At 59.5% G+C, this 19,465-nt stretch carries 20 protein-coding genes, 2 tRNA genes and 1 rRNA gene; 8 read left to right on the forward strand and 15 right to left on the reverse strand.

The features are described 5' to 3' along the window. The 11 genes from WIF35_RS17135 to WIF35_RS17185 all read right to left on the reverse strand — a co-directional run bounded on the left by WIF35_RS17135 (position 1) and on the right by WIF35_RS17185 (position 9,122). Positions 1-1,494 (reverse strand): carbohydrate porin, encoded by a 1,494-nt coding sequence (locus WIF35_RS17135; RefSeq protein ID WP_412479425.1) that lies wholly within the window; start codon positions 1,492-1,494, stop codon positions 1-3. A gap of 3 nt (positions 1,495-1,497) precedes the next feature. Further along, a complete protein-coding gene (locus WIF35_RS17140; protein WP_412479426.1) occupies positions 1,498-2,043 on the reverse strand; it encodes an iron transporter in 546 nt (181 codons plus the stop codon). A gap of 130 nt (positions 2,044-2,173) precedes the next feature. Further along, complete coding sequence (locus WIF35_RS17145; protein WP_412479427.1) at positions 2,174-2,596, reverse strand: ExbD/TolR family protein; 423 nt, start codon at positions 2,594-2,596, stop codon at positions 2,174-2,176. A 1-nt stretch (position 2,597) separates the two neighbouring features. Next, entirely contained in the window at positions 2,598-3,341 is a 744-nt protein-coding gene (locus WIF35_RS17150) for a MotA/TolQ/ExbB proton channel family protein (protein WP_412479428.1), read from the reverse strand. 2 nt (positions 3,342-3,343) lie between these two features. Continuing rightward, on the reverse strand, positions 3,344-3,997 hold the full coding sequence (locus WIF35_RS17155; RefSeq protein ID WP_412479429.1) for an energy transducer TonB: 654 nt from the start codon (positions 3,995-3,997) through the stop codon (positions 3,344-3,346). A 110-nt stretch (positions 3,998-4,107) separates the two neighbouring features. Further along, entirely contained in the window at positions 4,108-4,284 is a 177-nt protein-coding gene (gene hemP / locus WIF35_RS17160; protein WP_412479430.1) for a hemin uptake protein HemP, read from the reverse strand. An 80-nt stretch (positions 4,285-4,364) separates the two neighbouring features. After that, positions 4,365-5,645, reverse strand: coding sequence for a DUF2325 domain-containing protein (locus tag WIF35_RS17165; protein WP_412479431.1), 1,281 nt, complete (start codon positions 5,643-5,645; stop codon positions 4,365-4,367). A 190-nt stretch (positions 5,646-5,835) separates the two neighbouring features. Beyond that, on the reverse strand, positions 5,836-6,306 hold the full coding sequence (locus WIF35_RS17170; protein ID WP_412479432.1) for a hypothetical protein: 471 nt from the start codon (positions 6,304-6,306) through the stop codon (positions 5,836-5,838). Then, on the reverse strand, positions 6,290-6,505 hold the full coding sequence (locus WIF35_RS17175) for a hypothetical protein (protein WP_412479433.1): 216 nt from the start codon (positions 6,503-6,505) through the stop codon (positions 6,290-6,292). Before WIF35_RS17175 ends, WIF35_RS17170 begins: the two co-directional genes overlap by 17 nt. Positions 6,506-6,765: 260 nt before the next feature. After that, positions 6,766-8,613 carry a DEAD/DEAH box helicase gene (locus WIF35_RS17180; protein ID WP_412479434.1) on the reverse strand — a complete coding sequence of 616 codons (1,848 nt, stop codon included), beginning with the start codon at positions 8,611-8,613 and terminating at the stop codon, positions 6,766-6,768. Positions 8,614-8,846: 233 nt separating this feature from the next. Continuing rightward, positions 8,847-9,122 carry a hypothetical protein gene (locus WIF35_RS17185; protein WP_412479435.1) on the reverse strand — a complete coding sequence of 92 codons (276 nt, stop codon included), beginning with the start codon at positions 9,120-9,122 and terminating at the stop codon, positions 8,847-8,849. Here WIF35_RS17185 and WIF35_RS17190 point away from each other — a divergent pair. After that, positions 9,114-11,843, forward strand: coding sequence for a response regulator (locus WIF35_RS17190; RefSeq protein ID WP_412479436.1), 2,730 nt, complete (start codon positions 9,114-9,116; stop codon positions 11,841-11,843). The two genes, WIF35_RS17185 and WIF35_RS17190, sit on opposite strands and share 9 nt — an antisense overlap. Here the strand turns inward: WIF35_RS17190 and WIF35_RS17195 are convergent. Genes WIF35_RS17195 through WIF35_RS17205 form a run of 3 tightly spaced genes read right to left on the reverse strand, consistent with a single transcriptional unit; the run spans position 11,831 to position 14,040 of the window. Continuing rightward, positions 11,831-12,640 carry a ferritin-like domain-containing protein gene (locus tag WIF35_RS17195; protein WP_412479437.1) on the reverse strand — a complete coding sequence of 270 codons (810 nt, stop codon included), beginning with the start codon at positions 12,638-12,640 and terminating at the stop codon, positions 11,831-11,833. The two genes, WIF35_RS17190 and WIF35_RS17195, sit on opposite strands and share 13 nt — an antisense overlap. Next, positions 12,637-13,674 carry an aldo/keto reductase gene (locus WIF35_RS17200; RefSeq protein WP_412481266.1) on the reverse strand — a complete coding sequence of 346 codons (1,038 nt, stop codon included), beginning with the start codon at positions 13,672-13,674 and terminating at the stop codon, positions 12,637-12,639. The genes WIF35_RS17195 and WIF35_RS17200 overlap by 4 nt, the downstream gene beginning before the upstream one ends. Positions 13,675-13,707: 33 nt before the next feature. Continuing rightward, positions 13,708-14,040, reverse strand: a complete 333-nt coding sequence (locus WIF35_RS17205; RefSeq protein ID WP_412479438.1) for a hypothetical protein — start codon at positions 14,038-14,040, stop codon at positions 13,708-13,710. Between the two features lie 102 nt (positions 14,041-14,142). Between WIF35_RS17205 and WIF35_RS17210 the strand changes: the two genes are divergently transcribed. Next, the gene (locus tag WIF35_RS17210; protein ID WP_412479439.1) at positions 14,143-14,781 is read left to right on the forward strand and encodes a DUF47 domain-containing protein; all 639 of its coding nucleotides are present in this window, start codon (positions 14,143-14,145) and stop codon (positions 14,779-14,781) included. Between the two features lie 12 nt (positions 14,782-14,793). Next, positions 14,794-15,801: an inorganic phosphate transporter gene (locus WIF35_RS17215; RefSeq protein WP_412479440.1), complete on the forward strand. Its 1,008-nt coding sequence runs from the start codon at positions 14,794-14,796 to the stop codon at positions 15,799-15,801. 146 nt (positions 15,802-15,947) lie between these two features. Here the strand turns inward: WIF35_RS17215 and WIF35_RS17220 are convergent, their stop codons facing one another. Beyond that, positions 15,948-16,169, reverse strand: coding sequence for a YdcH family protein (locus tag WIF35_RS17220; RefSeq protein WP_412479441.1), 222 nt, complete (start codon positions 16,167-16,169; stop codon positions 15,948-15,950). A 67-nt stretch (positions 16,170-16,236) separates the two neighbouring features. Between WIF35_RS17220 and WIF35_RS17225 the strand changes: the two genes are divergently transcribed. From WIF35_RS17225 to WIF35_RS17245, 5 genes are all read left to right on the forward strand, one after another. Further along, positions 16,237-16,545 (forward strand): hypothetical protein, encoded by a 309-nt coding sequence (locus WIF35_RS17225; protein WP_412479442.1) that lies wholly within the window; start codon positions 16,237-16,239, stop codon positions 16,543-16,545. Then, entirely contained in the window at positions 16,545-17,102 is a 558-nt protein-coding gene (gene greB / locus WIF35_RS17230; RefSeq protein ID WP_412481267.1) for a transcription elongation factor GreB, read from the forward strand. Before WIF35_RS17225 ends, greB begins: the two co-directional genes overlap by 1 nt. A 444-nt stretch (positions 17,103-17,546) precedes the next feature. After that, positions 17,547-19,084, forward strand: a 16S ribosomal RNA gene (locus WIF35_RS17235). 61 nt (positions 19,085-19,145) lie between these two features. After that, positions 19,146-19,222, forward strand: a tRNA-Ile gene (locus WIF35_RS17240). Positions 19,223-19,233: 11 nt separating this feature from the next. Then, a tRNA-Ala gene (locus WIF35_RS17245) sits at positions 19,234-19,309 on the forward strand. The last annotated feature ends 156 nt before the right edge of the window (positions 19,310-19,465 follow it).

The following is a 19,465-nucleotide window of genomic DNA, read 5'->3' on the forward strand; positions in this document are numbered from 1 at the left end:
TTAGTAAGAGATGTTGGCGCGCAGGGCGAAGACCTTGACGGACTTGGCGTCGCTGTTGCCACCGCCGTTGGTGACGTACTGGAAGTCCGGCGACAGTTCGAACTGCGGCGACAGGCGGTAGCGGTAGTAGATTTCCGCGACCTTCTCGGCCCCACGCGGTGTGAAGCTGAAGGCCGTACCGTTGCAGACGCCGGCATCGTCGTAACCGGCCGGGCAGCTGCTGCCGTTCTCGCCCGAGCGATAGGCGCTGCCCGCTTGCAGCCAGGCGCCGGCGATGCCCAAGGCATCCGCGGCGCGGCCCCAGTAGCTGCCATTCAGCTGAATACCGGCGGTAACGGCCTGGTTGAAAGCCAACTCACCTTTGAGCAGCTTGCCGTAGCGGCCAAACAAGGTCACCCCGTCGCCGACGCGCTGGTCGATCGAGACGCCGACCCCGGTGTGCTTGTTCAGGTTGCCGTCGAAATCGACGCCCTGGCTGCGGTTCCAGCCGTAGACACGGTAGTTGCCGGTCAAGCCGCCGAACAGCTTGACCTGCTTCTCTGCCTGCACCATCAGTAGTGGCGACGACAGGCTGCGCTGGTAGTTCGAACCGCGTTCGCCGGTGCCGAACAGGCCAAGGGAAACACGCCACGGTTCCGGCTTGTTGAACCAGTTCAGGTAGGAGACGACAAAACCCGGCTGGAAGCCGTTGGCATCGACACCCACTTCGCCGGCCGCATCGAGCATCGGGTTGTGCACGAAGACGGAATTGAGGAACTGCTTCGCCTCATCGCCGCCACCGGCGTTCTGGTCGAAGAAGCCGAAGATGTCCATCTTGCCGAAAGTGACCTCCAGCGTTTCGCGCGAATAGGGCTTGAAGCCGAGGAAGGGCAACGGAATCGCCGCCTGGTACCAGGCCTGGCCGAGGATGGTCACCGAGTCATCCGGATTCATGCCGGAAGCACGGAAGGCCAGGGCGTTCGGGGCGCTGGCGAAGTGGCCGAGGTTGGTGAACGCGGCGTTCAGGCCAAGACCCTGGCCCATGCGCAGGTGGGCGAACAGTTTGTGCTCGATGTCGCCAACCGGCTGCAAGGGCAGCTCGACCGAAACGTCGGCGCGGTAGTTGAGCTGGCTGCTACCGCCCTCGACGTCCTTGGGCAACCCGTAGGCGTGCTGGCCGACCGTGGCCAGCGAGGCGCCAACCTTGATGCCTTCCAGGCCTTCGGCAATCTTGGCCGCCTTCTTCATTTCCAGCGCGTCCTTCTCGACCGCCTTCAGGCGGACGGTCAGTTCCGGCTCGTTCTGGGACAGGCGCGGGCTGTCGAGGCCAGCGGTGACGGCGGCACTCTCGTCCTTCAGTTCCTTGACCTGCTTTTCCAGCTCGGCGTTGCGCGCTTCGAGCTTTTCCAGACGAGCGGCCAGTTTTTCCAGCAGTTCGGCATCCTTGGGGCCGGCCAGCACGGGCATGGCCAGCCCCGCCGCGACGAGCGCGGCGGTCAGTTTGGCAAGTTTCATGGTTTAGTACCCGCCCTTCTTGCCGATGCCGACGTAGGTGAATTCGTATTCGACTTCGAACGGTTTGAACCAGGGGCGAACGCCGGTGGCGCGGTCAGTGTGGCGGCCGAAGTGCGCCTGCTTGTTTTCCGACGGCGGCAGGATCGTGTACTTCACCTTGTACTTGCCCGGGCCGGCCAATTTGATGTTCTCGCCGTAGTGCGGGCCGTCGTTGGCGACCATGGGCATGAAGTCGCCGGCGACCTTGTAGTCGCCGCCGATCTTGGACACTTCGTACTTGACCAGCAGGTAAGGAATCCAGGCGCCTTCCTCGAAACCGTTCGGGTTGTTGGCCAGGGCGTGGATGTCGGCCTCGATGTGGATGTCGGATTCGGAGGCCTTGCGCATCATGCCTTCCGGTTCCATTTCGATCGGCTGCAGGTAGACGGCCGCGATTTCCATGCCGGCGCGGTGCTGCGGCACGCCGATCGGGTACTCGATAGCCAGGGCCGGTGCGGCCAGGGCGGCGGATAAAGCCAGAGCGGAGATAAGTTTTTTTGTGGACAACATAGCAGGACTCCCTGGAAGTCTCTGGCTGGCTGACCGCAACGCCGCTGGCTATCCGAAGTAGCTGGCTGGCTTGGGGCTGGCTGGCTTGAGGATGGTTTAAAACTACAAAAAAATTTGACGAACGGGCGACTTACATCTCGTTTCCGGGCTGTGTGACGAACCCGATCTTGGTCAGGCCGGCACGGCGGGCCGCGCTCATCGTTTCGGCCACGGCTTCGTAACGGGTAGCGCGATCGGCCTTGAGATGCATTTCAACGTTGGCATCCTGATTGACCGCTTCACGGAAACGGGCTTCCAGAGCCCCCTGATCCACGGCATCGCTACCGACAAAGATCTTGTTGTCGGCGTTGATTGCGACCTGCAAGGTCATCGGTTTTTCCGGCGTCGGGGTACTCGAGGCACGCGGTAATTCGACCTTGACCGAGTGGGTCATCAGCGGAGCGGTGATGATGAAGATGATCAGCAGCACCAGCATCACGTCGACCAATGGGGTCATGTTGATTTCAGCCGTCGGCATCTGGCTGCCGGGCGAATTGAAGGAGCCCATCGCCATGTTATGCAGCCTCCGTGGCGGCGCGGGCACGCATCGGGTGGATCTGGGCGCTATTGGCGACGAAAGGTTTGCCGACGGTGAAGAAGGCGTGCAGATCGTGGGCAAAGGCATCCAGGTCGGCCAGCACGACGCGGTTGGCGCGGGTGAAGGCGTTGTAGGCGAAGACCGCTGGCAGGGCCACGGCGAGGCCGGCGGCAGTCATGATCAGGGCTTCGCCGACCGGGCCAGCGACCTTTTCCAGCGCTGCCTGGCCGGACAGGCCAATGGCGACGAGCGCGTGGTAAATGCCCCAGACGGTACCGAACAAGCCGACGAAGGGGGCGGTGGCGCCAGTGGTGGCCAACAGGGTCAGGCCGTTTTCCATGCCGGCCTGGGTCACCATCAACTGCTGGCGCAAGGCGCGCTCCATTTGCTCGGCGGGGTCGAAGCGGGAGGCCAGGCGGCCGGTGAGCGTTTCGCAATCGTGGTTGCAACAATTGGCCTGGGTGGCCAGTTGGGCATAGGGGCTGTCGCTACCGGCTGCACGCAGGCTCTCGATACCCTCGGCCACGCTGGTGGCTGCCCAGAAAGAGCCAACTGCCTTGGCGGCGCGGCGTACCCGATACCAATCCCAGGCCTTGGCCAGAATCAGATACCAGCTGGCGATGGACATGGCTGCCAGGATGTAGGCGACGCTATGCGAGACGATGTCGCCAGAAGCCCACAAGTGGGCGAAGCCGAAGGCGTTTTGGGTGGTTTCCTGCATGGCTATTGCTCCAATTTGAAAATGATCGGCACCAGCACGACGCTCTGGATGGCGGTGTCGCCGCGTTTGGCCGGGATGAATTTCCAGGTGCGCACGGTCTTCTGGGCGGAATCGTCGAGACGGCTGCTACCGGATGAGGTCTTGATTTCGACGTTATCGGCGGTGCCCTGCGCATTGACGGTCACCCGCAGGATGACCTTGCCTTCCTCGCCCATGCGACGCGAAAGCGGCGGATAAAGCGGGGCTGGATTCTTCAGGTAGTCGGCATCGAAGCGGGCCTGGCTGACAGGTTCGCTGGCGGGAGGGGAAGGCGGTGCGGGCTTGTTGTCAGCCGGCGAAACTGCAGGTGCGGCAGCAGATTGAACCGTACTGATCGTGGTTTCGAGTTGCGGCGTCTGAACGGTCTGTGGCTGCTGTGGCTTGCTGACCTGCTTGACTGGCTGCGGCTTGGCCATCGGCAACGGTTTGGCCTCGGGTGGCTTGGGGGTGTCGACCGTGGGCTGGATCATGTCGACGATCAACGGGATCTCGGCAATCTGCGGAACGATCGTCTTAGCCGCAAGGACGACGAGAACCACGGCCACATGAAGACCGATGACAATGCCGAGCAATCCGCTGCGTTGGGCGTTCGAGGGGCGGGACAGGGCGTAACTCATACGTCGGTGCTGGGCTGGCGAGAAATACCGTTGGCTGGCAAAAAAACCCTTGGCTTGCTTGCGGGAGCTGGCTGGCTGCAGGGAACGAGAGATTTACAACGGAGAGAAAACTATTTGGTCAGGATCAGTTTGTTTTCACGGGTGACGCGGAGGAGGTAACGCTGACCAGCGTGTTCGATTTCCACGGCAGGTGCACCGCGTAGCAATTGCTCGCTATCCACGCGGGGGCGAGCGGCGGTGTTGTCGACCGGGCTGGCGAGAGGCGGGGTTTTGGTTTGGCTGTTCATGGAAAATTAAATACAAACGAGAACGACTCTCATTCTATTGAGTTGAGAATGATTGTCAACAACTTTGTGCGCCGCAATATTCACTTGGGTTCGACCGCCGCTTCGACCGCGGCTTCGACGATCCGACCAAAACTCGATACGCCGCTGCCCTTGACGAACAGACAGCGTTTGCCGGTCCGTTTGCATTGCTCCTTGACCCGCCAATAGGCGTTGTGACCGATGCAGCCTGCCTGGCAGATGACCAGGTCGGCCGCGGCCAGGACGCCGTCGATACGGTGCAGGCTTTCTTCCAGCCCACCATCGTGATGCAGGAAGCGGCCGCCTTGTTCTTCCACCAGTTGGCGATAGGCGTCGACCAGATTGGAGCGGCCGCCGACGCACAACACGCATTTCCCGGAGAGACCGTCGTTCTGAGCGGAGCTTTCTTGCGTCGGCGATTCGTCACAGGACGCGAGTTGCGAGATGGTTTCTTCGGCATGGCCGAGCAGTTCGCGCAGGCGTTTCATTTCGTATTCGAGGCTGGCGCTGTTGGCTGAGAGCGCTGCCGTACGAGCTTCGGCATCGCTTGCCCGGCGCAGCAGGGTCTGGCGATCCTTGAGATCGGGTAGCGTTTCGCGCAACTGTTCGATCTGTCCGGTCAGTTTGGCGATACTGGCGTCGCGGCCGGCCAGTTCGGCACGCAGTTCGACGATGCGTGCGCCGAGCGCATGGGTCGCGGAAGCCTTGTCGCTGCGCAGGGCCTCGTTTTCCTGACGGGCTTTTTCCAGTTGAGCACGCAGATGTTGATTCTCGTGGCGCAGGTGGTTCAGTGTCTTCAGGTCGGCCCGCGTGCTGGTGCCGATCTGGTGCTGGATCATGTGGATGTCGCCGTAGACCGCCTGCTCCAGCACGACATCGCAAGCCGGATGCGTCCACGTGGCCCACAGCGCGGCCGGTATTTCGCAGCCGCTGGCGGTGGCTTCCCGCCACAGGGTTTCCAGGGCTTCGACGTTCTTCGCCTGGGCGAAGCGGCGGATGGTCAGTTGAAAGCGTTTTTCCAGGTGCTTGTGCAGGATTTCGGCCAGCGGGCTGCGCGTTTCGCAGGTACCAACCGCCGTGGTGTGCAGGACGAAGTCGCTGGTTCTGGGCGGCAGATGCATGACCTTCTTCATCAGGCCGCGCAGTTCGTCGACTTCAAAGCAGGTGCCGACGATGGGGCAGTGGAACTTGTGCGGCACCTCCCAAAGCTTGCGGCGGCGGGAGCCGACGACGGTCGGGCTTGCATCGTCGGACTGGATCGCCGGCTTGCGTTCGAAGAGGTCGAGGGGCGAACTGGGCTGGCCGAAGTGGCCGCCGGCGACATGGAAGGGAAAGTCGGGCATGGCGTGATCTCCGATGAAAGTCGGTGTTAGCGCTGGCTATCCGGAATTCCGTGTGGCTTGCGGCGGGCAAAGCTTGGTTCGGGGTCAGTCGTGATGAAACCTCGACTGCTGCGGTGTACTGGCCAAAAAGGCAAAAAATGGCCGGTCGGCAATGCCGAGCCGGCCCGAAGTTGCGAGAGATAAGGAGTGGCTACTCCGGCCGACTGCAGCCATGACGGCATAGGCGAAGGGCGAGTTGATCGCGCTCACGGGTCAGGCGTTCGCATTCGTGATGGGCGGCGCAGAGGGTCTTGTCGAGAGTCCAGACGCGCTGGGCGGCGTTGATCAGTTGTTCGTTGGCATCGCGCAGTTCCATCAATTTCTGCCCGAGCTCGATGATCGCCTGGCCGGATTCGTAGCTGGCGAGGCGTTGGCGCAACTGCCGGCATACTTCTTCGAGACGGAGGATTTCGTTGGTTTGGGCGACGCTTTTCTTGGCCTGGAGCGTTGCGTTGCGCCGCTGGCTTTGGCGGGCCTGGCGCAGGGCGGACTTCAGTGCGAGGTTTTCGCTTTCCAATTCGGCGACACGGCCGGCGTCGACGGCATTGTCGCTTGGGTAGAGCTCGTCCTCGTCGGCCGGTGCGCGTTCGAGGATGGCACGGTTTTTAAGCGGGGCAAGCATGGCGTTCCTCCTGGGTTTGCGTTTGGCTCAGGCGTTCGCTGGCGCGTTCGCACAACAGGCGGGTTTCGCCGTCGAGATCGCCCAGTTCGCAGATGCGTTCCAACAGGCGAGCGGCATTGAGCGCGGAGTGCGGGCAGCTGGTTTCGTCATGGATCAGTACCAGACTCAAGGCTCCGGCGAGCAATTCGGCAGACGGCATGCTTCTTCCTCCATTCACAGGGATGCGGCGACAGTCATCAGCCAGAAGAGAAAACCGGCCAACAGGGTGTTGATCAGCAGGCTGGGCATGAAAGGCTTTCGTGTTGAGAACGATTCCTATCTTAATGATCGAAACGCGGTTTGTAAATAGGAATTGTTCGCAATAATTTGTATGGAATTATTGCCGGGCGGCGCTGCCGGAATTTAGGACGAAAAAAAGCCACGCACTCTGGCGTGGCTTTTGTCTGGCCTGGGGGGGGATCAGCGGTCGCCGAACTTCTTTTTCTTGAAGCCGCCGCGATCGCCGTCGAACTTACGCTCACCGCCGAATTTACGTTCGCCGCTGAACTTGCGCTCACCGTCGGCGGAAGCCGGGCGACCCTCGTCCTGACGCAGATTGATCGGCACGCCGCGGATGCGGGTGCGCTTCAGGGCGTTGGCCGCTTCGGCCGGCATGCCGGCCGGCAGTTCGACCGTGCTGGATTCCTCGTAAAGACCGATACGACCGATGAAGCGGCTGTCGATACCGGCTTCGTTGGCGATGGCGCCGACGATGTCGCGTACTTCGACGCCATGCTCACGGCCCACGTCGATGCGGTAGCGCACCATGTCGCCGGCCGGAGCCGGACGCTGCGGACGGTCTTCGCGACGGGGCGGGCGATCGAATTGGGGGCGGTCGCCACCGCGCTCTTCGAAGCGCGGCTTGCGTTCGCGATCGCCAAAGCTGGCCGGGCGACGGTCACCGTCACGGGGTTCGCGCGGTTCGCGGAAAGGACGTGGCGCCGGGTCTTCGCCAGCGATCTGCAGCGGCTTGCCTTCCTGCGCCATCATCGCCAGCGCGGCGGCAACTTCTTCGGCGCCAACGTTTTGCTCTTCGGCAATTTGCGAAACGATATTGGCGAAGAAATCGAGGCCTTCGGCGTTCAATACCTCCGCAACTTTGGCCTTGAAGTCGGTAACGCGCTTGTTGGTCACGTCGGCGCGGCTCGGCAGGGTCAGCGGCGCGATCGGCTGGCGAGTGGCGCGCTCGATGGTGCGCAGCATGCGGATTTCGCGCGGCGCCACGAACAGGATGGCGTTGCCGGTACGTCCGGCGCGGCCGGTGCGGCCGATGCGATGCACGTAGGCTTCGGTGTCGTACGGAATGTCGTAGTTCACGACGTGGCTGATACGCGGCACGTCGATACCGCGGGCGGCGACGTCGGTGGCGATGACGATATCCAGAGCGCCGGACTTCAGCTGATCGATGACGCGTTCGCGCATCTGCTGGTTGAGGTCGCCGTTCAGCGCGGCAGCGGCGTAACCGCGGGCGTTCAGCTTGTCGGCGAGTTCGACGGTGGCGGTCTTGGTGCGCACGAAGATGATGGCGGCGTCGAAATCGTCTTCGACTTCGAGGATGCGGGTCAGGGCATCCAACTTGTGCATGCCGGACACCTGCCAGTAGACCTGGCGGATGGCGGCGACGGTGGCCGTGGCGGCCTTGATCTTGATTTCGCGCGGGTCGACCAGGTATTTCTGGGCAACGCGCCGAATCTGCTCCGGCATGGTGGCGGAAAAGAGCGCGGTCTGGTGCTGTTCCGGCGTGTGTTCGAGAATCCACTCGACGTCGTCGATGAAGCCCATGCGCAGCATTTCGTCGGCTTCGTCGAGAACCAGGGTTTTCAGGTTGTCGAGGTTGAGCGTCTTGCGCTCCAGGTGATCCATGACGCGGCCCGGCGTGCCGACGATGACGTGGGCACCGCGTGCCAGTTGCTTCAACTGGATCGTGTAGCTCTGGCCGCCGTAGATCGGCAGGACGTGGAAGCCTGGCAGGTTCTTGGCGTAGCTTTGTAGCGCTTCGGCGACCTGGATGGCCAGTTCGCGGGTCGGCGTCAGGATCAGGGCCTGCGGCTTGGCGACCTTGATGTCGATGGTTTCCATCAGCGGTAGCGCGAAGGCAGCGGTTTTGCCGGTACCGGTCTGCGCCATGCCGAGGATGTCATGGCCATCGAGCAGGATGGGAATGCACTGGGCCTGGATCGGCGACGGCGTTTCGTAGCCGATTTCGGACAAAGTTTGAAGGAGGGAGGAGCTTAAGCCGAGATCGGCAAAGCTTTCGGGTGACGACATGATGCTGTTTCCTTTCCTCGTCGCTCGGGTGTTGCGTTGGCGACGGATTGGCCCGAAGGTCGGGCGGCCTGAGTTCCCCGATGCAGCCATACCGGGGGCGATTGAATCAATGGGGTGAAACCTGCAAATAGAACCGGGGGCTGCTTCGAAAGACTGCGGGCGATGCATCAACGCATTGAATTTATTATTTTACTCCATTCCGGTGCAAGAGAGAAGGCTCAGCATTCCGGTTGCTATTTGGGCGACTTCGGCGCATTATTCAAAGTTAGAAAAATGATACAAATATCGAAGTAAAACGACTTGGGAGAGTAGTCATCGTTCGCGAAAAATCCATTTCCGGGCGAGCTGGCATATTTCGGTTTCATTCGCTGAAATTCAGGCTTTGGATTCTTGCCCTTCTGCCGCTGGTGGCTTTGCCGGTGCTGGCAGCAATACTGCTGTTGGTAGGCAACAATTATTTCGATCGCCTGCTGGCGCACAAGGTTGAAAGCGATCTGGCGATGGCGCATAGCCATCTGCAGCATGTGCAGGGCGAGGCCCTGTCGGCGGTTCGTTCTCTGGCAAATTCCAAGCGGATTCGAGGCCTGGCTTCCGGAGTGCTGGGCGATGTCGGACTGGGCGAAGTGCTTGCCTCGCGTCAGGAAAACCTCGGTTTTGATTTTCTTGCCGTGCTTGATAGTCACGGTGGGGTGATCGCTGCCAGCGAGGGCATGGTGGCAGGCGATCCCTATATCGAACTGGGCGTACTTAGAGAATCCTTGGTCAAGGCCGAAGCAGGCGTTGGGCTGGAAGTGATCGATCATTTACGCTTGGAGAAGCTATCCCCTCGCTTGGCAGACCGTGCCCACCTGCGATTGGTCGAAACGCCGATGGCTGCTCCGAACGATGCGATAGAGGAAACCCGCGGCCTGCTCGTCATCGCCGTCGCACCCATGTTCGATGAAACGGGACGCTTGCTTGGCTATGCAGTTGGTGGGCTGATGCTGAATTGGCATTACGAGTTTGTCGATTACCTGAGCGAAATTGTGTCCGCGGGGGGGCTTCGCCAGGTGGGGGTCAACGGCACGGTGACGCTGTTTCTCGACGATGTGCGTATCGCTACAACGGTCAGGACGAACAAAGGCGAGCGTGCGGTGGGTACGCGGGTATCGCAGGTGGTCAAGGAAAGTGTGCTCGATCGCGGAGAAAGCTGGGTCAGGCGGGCTTTCGTTGTAAATCATTGGGCGATGACGGCCTACGATCCTGTACTCGATTTTCAGGGGAAGCGGATCGGGATGCTCTATGTCGGCATTCCGGAGGAGCCTTTTGCCGTCTTCCGCTGGAAGGCGATCGGTCTGGTGCTTTTCCTCGTCGCCCTGGCCGCCGTCGGGGCAACCTTGGTGACGATACGTTTGACGCGCACCATCATGCGTCCGCTGGAACGTCTTGAAATAACCATGCGGGCGGTTGGCGAGGGCGATTCTGGGGCGCGGGTCGGTGAGTTGCCCGGTGACGACGAGTTGGTCCGCTTGGGGCAGCTGTTCGATCATTTGCTCGATACCATCAACGAGCAAACGAGCGCTCTGCGCAGTTGGGGGCAGGAATTGGATGCCAAGGTGGCGCAACGCACCCGCGATCTGGCGGAAGCGAACGATGCGTTGGCGCAGGCAAGGGATGTGGCGGAGCATGCCAATCAGGCAAAAAGCTCTTTCCTGGCCAATATGAGCCATGAAATTCGTACGCCGATGAACGCCATCGTCGGTCTCACGCATCTGCTACGCCGGGAGTTGGTGCAGCCCGGCCAGTTGCAGCGTCTGGACAAGATCAATGATGCGGCCCTGCATCTGCTGTCGATCATCAACGACATCCTCGATATATCGAAGATCGAGGCAGGCAAGCTGCATCTGGAGTACGCCAGTTTCGACATCGAGCGGGTTTTCGATTCGGTCTGCTCGATGACGGCTGAGCGTGCGGCCGCCAAAGGGGTGGAGTTGGTGCGCGATGTGGTGCCTGAGCTGAGCGGTATCTTCCAGGGGGATTCGTTACGCCTCGGTCAGATTCTGCTCAACTTTGCTGGTAATGCGGTCAAATTCACCGAGCAGGGGGTCATCGTGATCCGCGGTGTCATCGAGGAGGACTTCGGCGACCATGTATTGGCTCGTTTCGAAGTGCGCGACACCGGTATCGGCATCCCGCAGGAGGCGGTGGGTCGCCTGTTTTCAGCGTTCGAGCAGGCGGATAGCTCGACGACGCGTCGCTACGGCGGGACCGGTCTCGGTTTGGCGATCAGCGCCCGCCTGGCGCGAATGATGGGCGGCGAGGTCGGGGTCGACAGTACGCCGGGCCAAGGCAGTACCTTCTGGTTTACCGCCAAGCTCGGGCGCGATGGACGGCAGTTGGTCAAGCGACCAAGCCTTTCTTCCCTAGCCGAGAAGCGGGTGCTCGTCGTGGACGATCAGTTCGAGGCGCGTCTGGTATTGGCCGATATGTTGAAACACTTGGGCATGCGCGTCGATCAGGCGGAGGGTGGAGAAGAGGCTCTCGGCCTGATCGAGCTGGCTGATGGCAATGCCGATCCTTATCGTCTGGTGTTGCTCGACTGGCGGATGCCCGGAATGGATGGGCTGCAGGTGGCTAATGCCCTGGAGAGCATGAGTCTGACGAATCGTCCGAAGTTCATGCTGGTCACGGCTTTCGATGCGGAATTGACCACCGAAGCCCGTCAGTGTCAGCATTTCGATGCCATCCTGACTAAACCGGTGTCGGCCTCCAGTCTTTACGACACCTTGCTCAATCTGGTCGGTCGTGAGCAAGCGCTCAGTCGGGTCGGGGAGGCGTGCTCGGTCGAGCAGCGCCTGCAGCAAGACTACAGCGGCAAGCGCATCCTGTTGGCTGAAGATAACGAGATCAACCGCGAAGTGGCGCTGGAGTTGCTCAACGATGTCGGGTTCAGGGTCGATGCCGCGGAGGATGGCGAACAGGCCGTCGCGCTGGCAGAGCGAGGCCGCTACGACCTGATCCTGATGGATGTGCAGATGCCGGTACTCGATGGTCTGGAGGCGACCCGGCAAATTCGCGCCTTGCCGGCGTATGCCGAGGTGCCGATCATCGCTTTGACGGCCAATGCCTTCGACGAAGACGTGGCGGTTTGCCTGGCAGCCGGCATGAACGCGCACCTGGGCAAACCGGTCGACCCGGATGCGCTGTTCGCCGCTCTGTTGGAGTGGTTGTCGAAACCTCAGTCGGCTTGAGCGGTCGCACCCTTTAGCAAGTCGTCCAGTTCCCGTTCGGTAAAACCGGCGGCGAGACGGGCTGCGCGGTTCATCGAAGCCTGTGGCCAGGGCGCTTCGTAATGGGCCAGCAGTGCGCGATAGGTTTGCTCGGCATCGATCCCGCGTTCCTCGCACAGGTGGCGGAACCAGCGGTCACCCATGCCGACATGGCCGATTTCGTCGCGCAGGATGATGTCGAGGGCGCGGGCGCTCGCTTCGTCGCCAGCTTCTTCCAGCTTGCGTTGAATCGGTGGCGTCGCATCCAGGCCGCGTGCTTCGAGCAGACGCGGCACCAGAGCCATGCGATGCAGCGGGTCGTGTGCCGTTTTCTCGGCCATTTCCCACAATCCGGCATGCGCCTGGAAATCGCCGTAATCGTGGCCGAGCGAGCGCAGTCGGTCACGCAATAGCGCGAAATGCTCGGCTTCTTCCGCTGCGACCTCGATCCAGTCGTCGTAGTAGGCCTTCGGTAAACCATGGAAGCGTGCGGCATGGTCGAGTGCCAGGTTGATGGCGGAAAACTCGATGTGCGTGATGGCATGCAGTAGGCGGGCACGGCCTTCCAGTGTGCGTGGGTTGCGCTGCGGTACGGCGCGGAAGGGAACGAGTTCCGGGCGGGCCGGGCGGCCGCAACTGAGTTCGACCGGGGCCGGGTCGGTGTGGTCGAGGCGACCGGCCAGCCAATCGGCGTGCACTGCTGCGGTGCACGCGAGTTTTTGGTCAATTTCCGTGAGGGCCAGCGCTTCGGCCAGGCGAGGGAAGAGCGATTCCGTCATGGGGCGGGATTGGTGTATTGCAGGTGGATGGCGTCGATTTCGGCCAGGATGGCTTCGGAGAGCGGTGTCGCGGTGGCGGCCACGGTTTCCTTGAGTTGCGCCAAGTTGGAGGCGCCGATGATGGTGCTGCTGACGAACCAGCGCGAGCGAACGAAACCGAGCGCCAGTTGCGTCGGTGTCAGGCCATGCCGCTGGGCCAGTTGGGCATAGGCGGCGACGGCCGGGGCAACGTTGGGCTTGGCGTAACGTTGACCGAAGTTGGGCCAACGGGTCAGTCGGCCTTCGGCTTGCGGGTCGGCCAGGTATTTGCCGCTCAGGTGACCGAAAGCGAGCGGCGAGTAGGCTAGCAGGCCGACGTTTTCACGGAAGCAGGTTTCCGCCATCGCCGTTTCGTAAGTGCGGTTGAGCAGGCTATAGGCATTTTGTGTCGATGCGATATGCGGCAGCCCGAACTCGTCGGCCAGGCGGGTAAATTGCATGATGCCCCACGGGTGCTCGTTGGACACCCCGATGGCGCGCACCTTGCCTTCGCGGACCAGCTCGGCCAGTGCGTCCAGTTGGCTGCGGATGCTTGTGCATTCGCGTTCTTTGGCCGGATCGAACTGCCATTGCCCGAACATCGGCTGGTTGCGCTCGGGCCAGTGCAATTGGTAGAGATCCACGTAGTCGGTCTGTAGACGTTGCAGCGAGCCTTCGATGGCGGCCCGGATGTTGGCGCGGTCAAGCGCCGGTGGGCCACCGCGAATCCAGTCGAGGTTACGGCTCGGGCCGGCGACCTTGGTGGCGACGATGATCTTGTCGCGGGCCTGGCGCTTCAGCCAGCGGCCGACGATGCGTTCGGACTCGCCGCAGGTTTCGGCGCGTGGTGGCACGGCGTACATCTCGGCGGTGTCAAGAAAATTGATCCCCTGGCCCAGAGCGTAATCGAGCTGGGCGTGGGCGTCGGCCTCTGCCGTCTGTTCGCCAAAGGTCATGGTGCCGAGGCAGACGTCGGGCACGCTCAGAGTGGTTTTGCCCAGGGGGCGGTAACGCAATGTCGTCATCGTCTTTCCTTTTTTGCCCAAATTTCAAGGTGCACCGCAGAGAACGCCGTAAATCAGAACGTGGCGTTCGAGAATGGGGTCGTAGCCGACCGGCACGATGGCCAGGCGATGGTCTTCCAGGCTTTCGCCGTGTGCTTCGATCCAATGTTCGGCTGCGGCATAGGCGCTGTCGAAACTTTCGAACGATGCCTCCAGTCCGGGTGTTCGGACGGGCATGAATTGGCCGGTGCGACGATTGAGCAACAGATCGGTATCGAGCATTTGCACAGCGTAGCCTGTGGCCGGGCGCGGCAAAGGCAATGTGGCGATATCGAACCGGTCGCCGAAAGCGTCGGCGGAGAGCTTGAGTTTGACCATGCCGAATTTTACCGATATCTCCGAAATGAGCACGGTGGAGCGGAGTTAATCAGGGGGACGTGATAGAATGACGGTCTGTAACAATAACTTCACGGAACTGTCATGTTCGGTCGTCTGATGCCCAAAGAGGGCAAGTATTTCGATCTTTTCAACGCACATGCGGAGCTGATCGCCGCCGGCGGCAAGGCGCTGACCAACCTGATCGGAGCGCTGGCCGATGCACCGGAAAAGGCCGATGTCTACGCCGAAGAAATCGACGATCTCGAGAGCAAGGCGGATGCGATTACGCACGACACCCTGGCGCAACTGCACACCTCGTTCATCACGCCGTTCGACCGCGACGAAATCCACGAACTGATCAACGGCATGGACAACATTCTGGACATGATTCAGGACGTTGCCGAGTCGATGTCCCTGTACGATATCCGCCATGTTCCGGCCGAAGCAAAGGCCATGGCCGAAGTGACCGAACGTAGCTGCTACCACGTGCAGTCGGTAGTGAAGTTGTTGCATAGCATGGACAACGCGCCTGCCATTCTGAAGCTGTGCCACGAAATCGACGACCTCGAGTCGGATGCAGACAAGATGCTGCGCGGTGCCATGTCGCGCATCTTCCGCGAGGAGCCGGATGTCCGCCAGGTCATCAAATTGAAGGAAATCTATCAGTTGCTCGAATCGGTGACCGACCGTTGCAAGGACGTGGCGAGCACCATCGAAGCCATCGTTCTCGAAAACTCCTAACCGGTCCTCGGTATGGATACCGTACAAGTCAGCCTGTGGGTGGTCTCCACCCTGGTGATCGTCGCCTTGCTGTTCGACTTCATGAATGGCTTCCACGACGCAGCGAATTCGATCGCGACCATCGTTTCCACGCGAGTTCTGAAGCCGCATCACGCCGTCATCTGGGCGGCGGCCTTCAATTTCCTGGCCTATTTCCTGTTCCAGTTGAAGGTGGCGACTACGATCGGCAAGGGCACCATCGATCCCTCCATCGTCGATTACTACGTCGTTTTCGGGGCCTTGGTCGGGGCGATCGTCTGGAACGTCATTACCTGGTATTACGGGATTCCATCTTCGTCATCGCACGCCCTGGTCGGCGGCCTGGTTGGTGCTGCTGTATCCAAGGCTGGTGTTGATGGTTTGATTACCGCGGGTGTGTTGAAGATTGTTGCCTTTATTTTTGTCGCGCCTTTCCTGGGCTTCGTCATCGGTGGGCTTCTGATGGTCATCGTGTCGTGGATTTGCCGCAAGATGGCGCCGCGCAAGGTGGACAAACACTTCCGTCGTTTCCAACTGCTCTCTGCAGCTGCTTATAGTCTCGGTCACGGTGGCAACGATGCCCAGAAGACCATTGGTATCATCTGGATGTTGCTGATTGCGACCGGCTACTCTCATTCGGGTGATCACATCCCGGGTTGGATCGTGCTTGCCTGTTATACCGCTATGGGTCTCGGTACGATGTTCGGTGGCTGGCGCATCGTCAAGACGATGGGCAACCGCATCACCAAGCTCAATCAGGCGCGCGGTTTCTGCGCCAACACCGGCGGGGCGATCACCCTGTTCCTGGCCACGGCCTTCGGCATCCCGGTGTCTACCACGCATACGATCACCGGCGCCATCGCCGGTGTCGGTTCGACTCGCGGCGCTCGTCGTGTGCGCTGGGGTGTGGCCGGTGGCATCGTCTGGGCCTGGATTCTGACGATCCCGTGCAGCGCGGTCATGGCTGCCGCGGCTTGGTGGATAGGTACGCTGGTACTCTGACCGGCAGTGAAGGTTCTGGCCTATCTACTACTGCTGGCGATCTTGTCATGGTTGGTTTGGGCGGTTCCGGTTCTGTGGGAACTGGCCCTAGCAGGCGCTATCGGTGGGGCTTACTGGATTTTCTTCCGTAACCCGAATCCGGAGAGTTAAGCCGGAATATCCGGGATGAGCATCTGCTCAAGCTGCAGAATGCGATCCTTCAATAGCAACTTCCGCTTCTTCAAGCGACGAATCAGCAGATCATCCGGTGGCGGGTTTTCGATCAGGTGGGAGATTACCTGATCAAGATCGCGGTGCTCGATCTTCAATTCATGCAGTTGCGCGCGAATCTCGCTGACCTCCATGTCGCTCAGCGGATGTAATGCCATTTCAAGCTCCTGACGGCTTTTGATGTTTTGCTAGAATAACTCGATCCGTTCAAGGGAGGAGAGAGAAATGCAGCATCATTTGATTGTCTCGTTCGGCAAAGAAAAAGAATTCGAATTCAAATTCACTGGGGGGGCTTCCGCCGAAGAGGCGCGCCAGTGGTTTGATCACGAATTCACCGTTCTCGAATGCGATGTCGCCACGCCGACCGGGAAGATTCTCGCTGTCGATCGTATTCTGAGCGTTGCCAAGTACGCCGGAGAAAACCGTTTCCGCGATCAGCCGGTGTGGGCGGAGCAGTTTGCCAAATACACCGCAGCCATTCTTGGCCGGGAGCTGATCAAGGTCGATGTCGAGCACTACAGCATCGGTTATTGATGAGTAGGGCCTTTGTTAGGGAGAGCGATGGCGATGAGGATGAAGAACTCGAGCCATCGCTGAAACTTCCGAGTGGGACTCGCAATTACATTACCCCGGCTGGACATGCTCGGCTGAAAGACGAGTTGGAGCATCTGGTCAAGCGCGAAAGGCCGCATGTCGTCGAAGTGGTTGCTTGGGCTGCCTCAAACGGCGATCGTTCGGAAAACGGCGACTATATCTATGGCAAGCGGCGCTTGCGCGAGATAGATCGCCGAATTCGTTTCCTGACCAAGCGCCTGGATATTGCCGAGGTTGTCGATCCCTTGCGACAGGGGGACAACGATCAGGTTTTCTTTGGTGCCCGTGTCCTCATCGCAGATAGCGATGGTTCAGAAAACACCTATACGATTGTCGGTGTGGATGAAGCCAACGCTTCCCTAGGGCGGATCAGTTGGATTTCCCCTTTGGCCAGAGCGTTGATCAAAGCGCGTGAAGGCGATGTGGTGCGCTTTCAGAGTCCGGTTGGTGTGCGGGAGATTGAAATACTTGAAGTTGTATATGAGGCAATAGAGTAGTTCGCCAACCTCAATCAGTGTTTCAGTGGTTCACATATATAAGAAAGGGTGCCTGGGCGCCCTTTTTGTTTGTATGGGGTTGGGGTGTTTTGGGATGTGTTTTAAAAAAGTGTGAGAAAGGGGTTGACGGGTTTTTTTAAGTCTGTAGAATGCGCGGCTCTCCTGATCTGACGGACGTTTCGGCGGGTTAGGCGAGCAAGCAGCAAGAAAAAATATTTTTCGAAACTGCTTGACGGAAGTGAGTAGTTGCTTCATAATCTCGCTTCTCTGCTGCTGACGAATCAAACGAAACGGCGCAGCGACTGATCTTTAAAAGTTTGGACAACCGATAGGTGTGGGTGTCTTGATGCGAAGCGATGCAAGTCGCAAAAAAGTATTAAGGCAAATACACCGAGTAATAGGTAGAGAAATCTACCGTCAGTGAATTTGCGAGTTTGTTGGATTGAACTGAAGAGTTTGATCCTGGCTCAGATTGAACGCTGGCGGCATGCCTTACACATGCAAGTCGAACGGCAGCACGGACTTCGGTCTGGTGGCGAGTGGCGAACGGGTGAGTAATGTATCGGAACGTACCTTTCAGTGGGGGATAACGTAGCGAAAGTTACGCTAATACCGCATATTCTGTGAGCAGGAAAGCAGGGGATCGTAAGACCTTGCGCTGATTGAGCGGCCGATATCAGATTAGCTAGTTGGTGGGGTAACGGCCTACCAAGGCTACGATCTGTAGCGGGTCTGAGAGGATGATCCGCCACACTGGGACTGAGACACGGCCCAGACTCCTACGGGAGGCAGCAGTGGGGAATTTTGGACAATGGGGGCAACCCTGATCCAGCCATGCCGCGTGAGTGAAGAAGGCCTTCGGGTTGTAAAGCTCTTTCGGCCGGGAAGAAATCGCATCAGCTAATACCTGGTGTGGATGACGGTACCGGAATAAGAAGCACCGGCTAACTACGTGCCAGCAGCCGCGGTAATACGTAGGGTGCGAGCGTTAATCGGAATTACTGGGCGTAAAGCGTGCGCAGGCGGTTTTTTAAGATAGGCGTGAAATCCCCGGGCTTAACCTGGGAACTGCGCTTATGACTGGAAGACTAGAGTACGGCAGAGGGGGGTGGAATTCCACGTGTAGCAGTGAAATGCGTAGAGATGTGGAGGAACACCGATGGCGAAGGCAGCCCCCTGGGCCGATACTGACGCTCATGCACGAAAGCGTGGGGAGCAAACAGGATTAGATACCCTGGTAGTCCACGCCCTAAACGATGTCAACTAGGTGTTGGGTGGGTAAAACCATTTAGTACCGTAGCTAACGCGTGAAGTTGACCGCCTGGGGAGTACGGCCGCAAGGTTAAAACTCAAAGGAATTGACGGGGACCCGCACAAGCGGTGGATGATGTGGATTAATTCGATGCAACGCGAAAAACCTTACCTACCCTTGACATGTTCAGAATCCTGAAGAGATTTGGGAGTGCCCGAAAGGGAACTGGAACACAGGTGCTGCATGGCTGTCGTCAGCTCGTGTCGTGAGATGTTGGGTTAAGTCCCGCAACGAGCGCAACCCTTGTCGTTAATTGCCATCATTTAGTTGGGCACTTTAACGAGACTGCCGGTGACAAACCGGAGGAAGGTGGGGATGACGTCAAGTCCTCATGGCCCTTATGGGTAGGGCTTCACACGTCATACAATGGTCGGTACAGAGGGTTGCCAAGCCGCGAGGTGGAGCCAATCCCAGAAAGCCGATCGTAGTCCGGATTGCAGGCTGCAACTCGCCTGCATGAAGTCGGAATCGCTAGTAATCGCGGATCAGCATGTCGCGGTGAATACGTTCCCGGGTCTTGTACACACCGCCCGTCACACCATGGGAGTGGGTTCCACCAGAAGTAGTTAGCCTAACCGCAAGGAGGGCGATTACCACGGTGGGGTTCATGACTGGGGTGAAGTCGTAACAAGGTAGCCGTATCGGAAGGTGCGGCTGGATCACCTCCTTTCTAGAGAAAGCATCCTGGCACCCACAACCTATCGGTTGTTCATCAGTAGCAAACAGACGGAGGGTCTGTAGCTCAGTCGGTTAGAGCACCGTCTTGATAAGGCGGGGGTCGTTGGTTCGATTCCAACCAGACCCACCAACGTCAAAAACGGGGGATTAGCTCAGCTGGGAGAGCACCTGCTTTGCAAGCAGGGGGTCGTCGGTTCGATCCCGTCATCCTCCACCAGAACCCTGAGATAAACGGATGTTTATCTCAGGCTTTTGAGAAATCAATTGCTACGCTCTTTAACAAAACGGAAGAAGGTTGTGTAACGCTGTGATGAGCAGCGCTACACGTTGTGATTGCATCTGATTGTCTATTACAGCTAGTAGATGATCAGCA

It is taken from the genome of Azonexus sp. IMCC34839 (assembly GCF_047047955.1).
GTDB lineage: Bacteria > Pseudomonadota > Gammaproteobacteria > Burkholderiales > Rhodocyclaceae > Azonexus.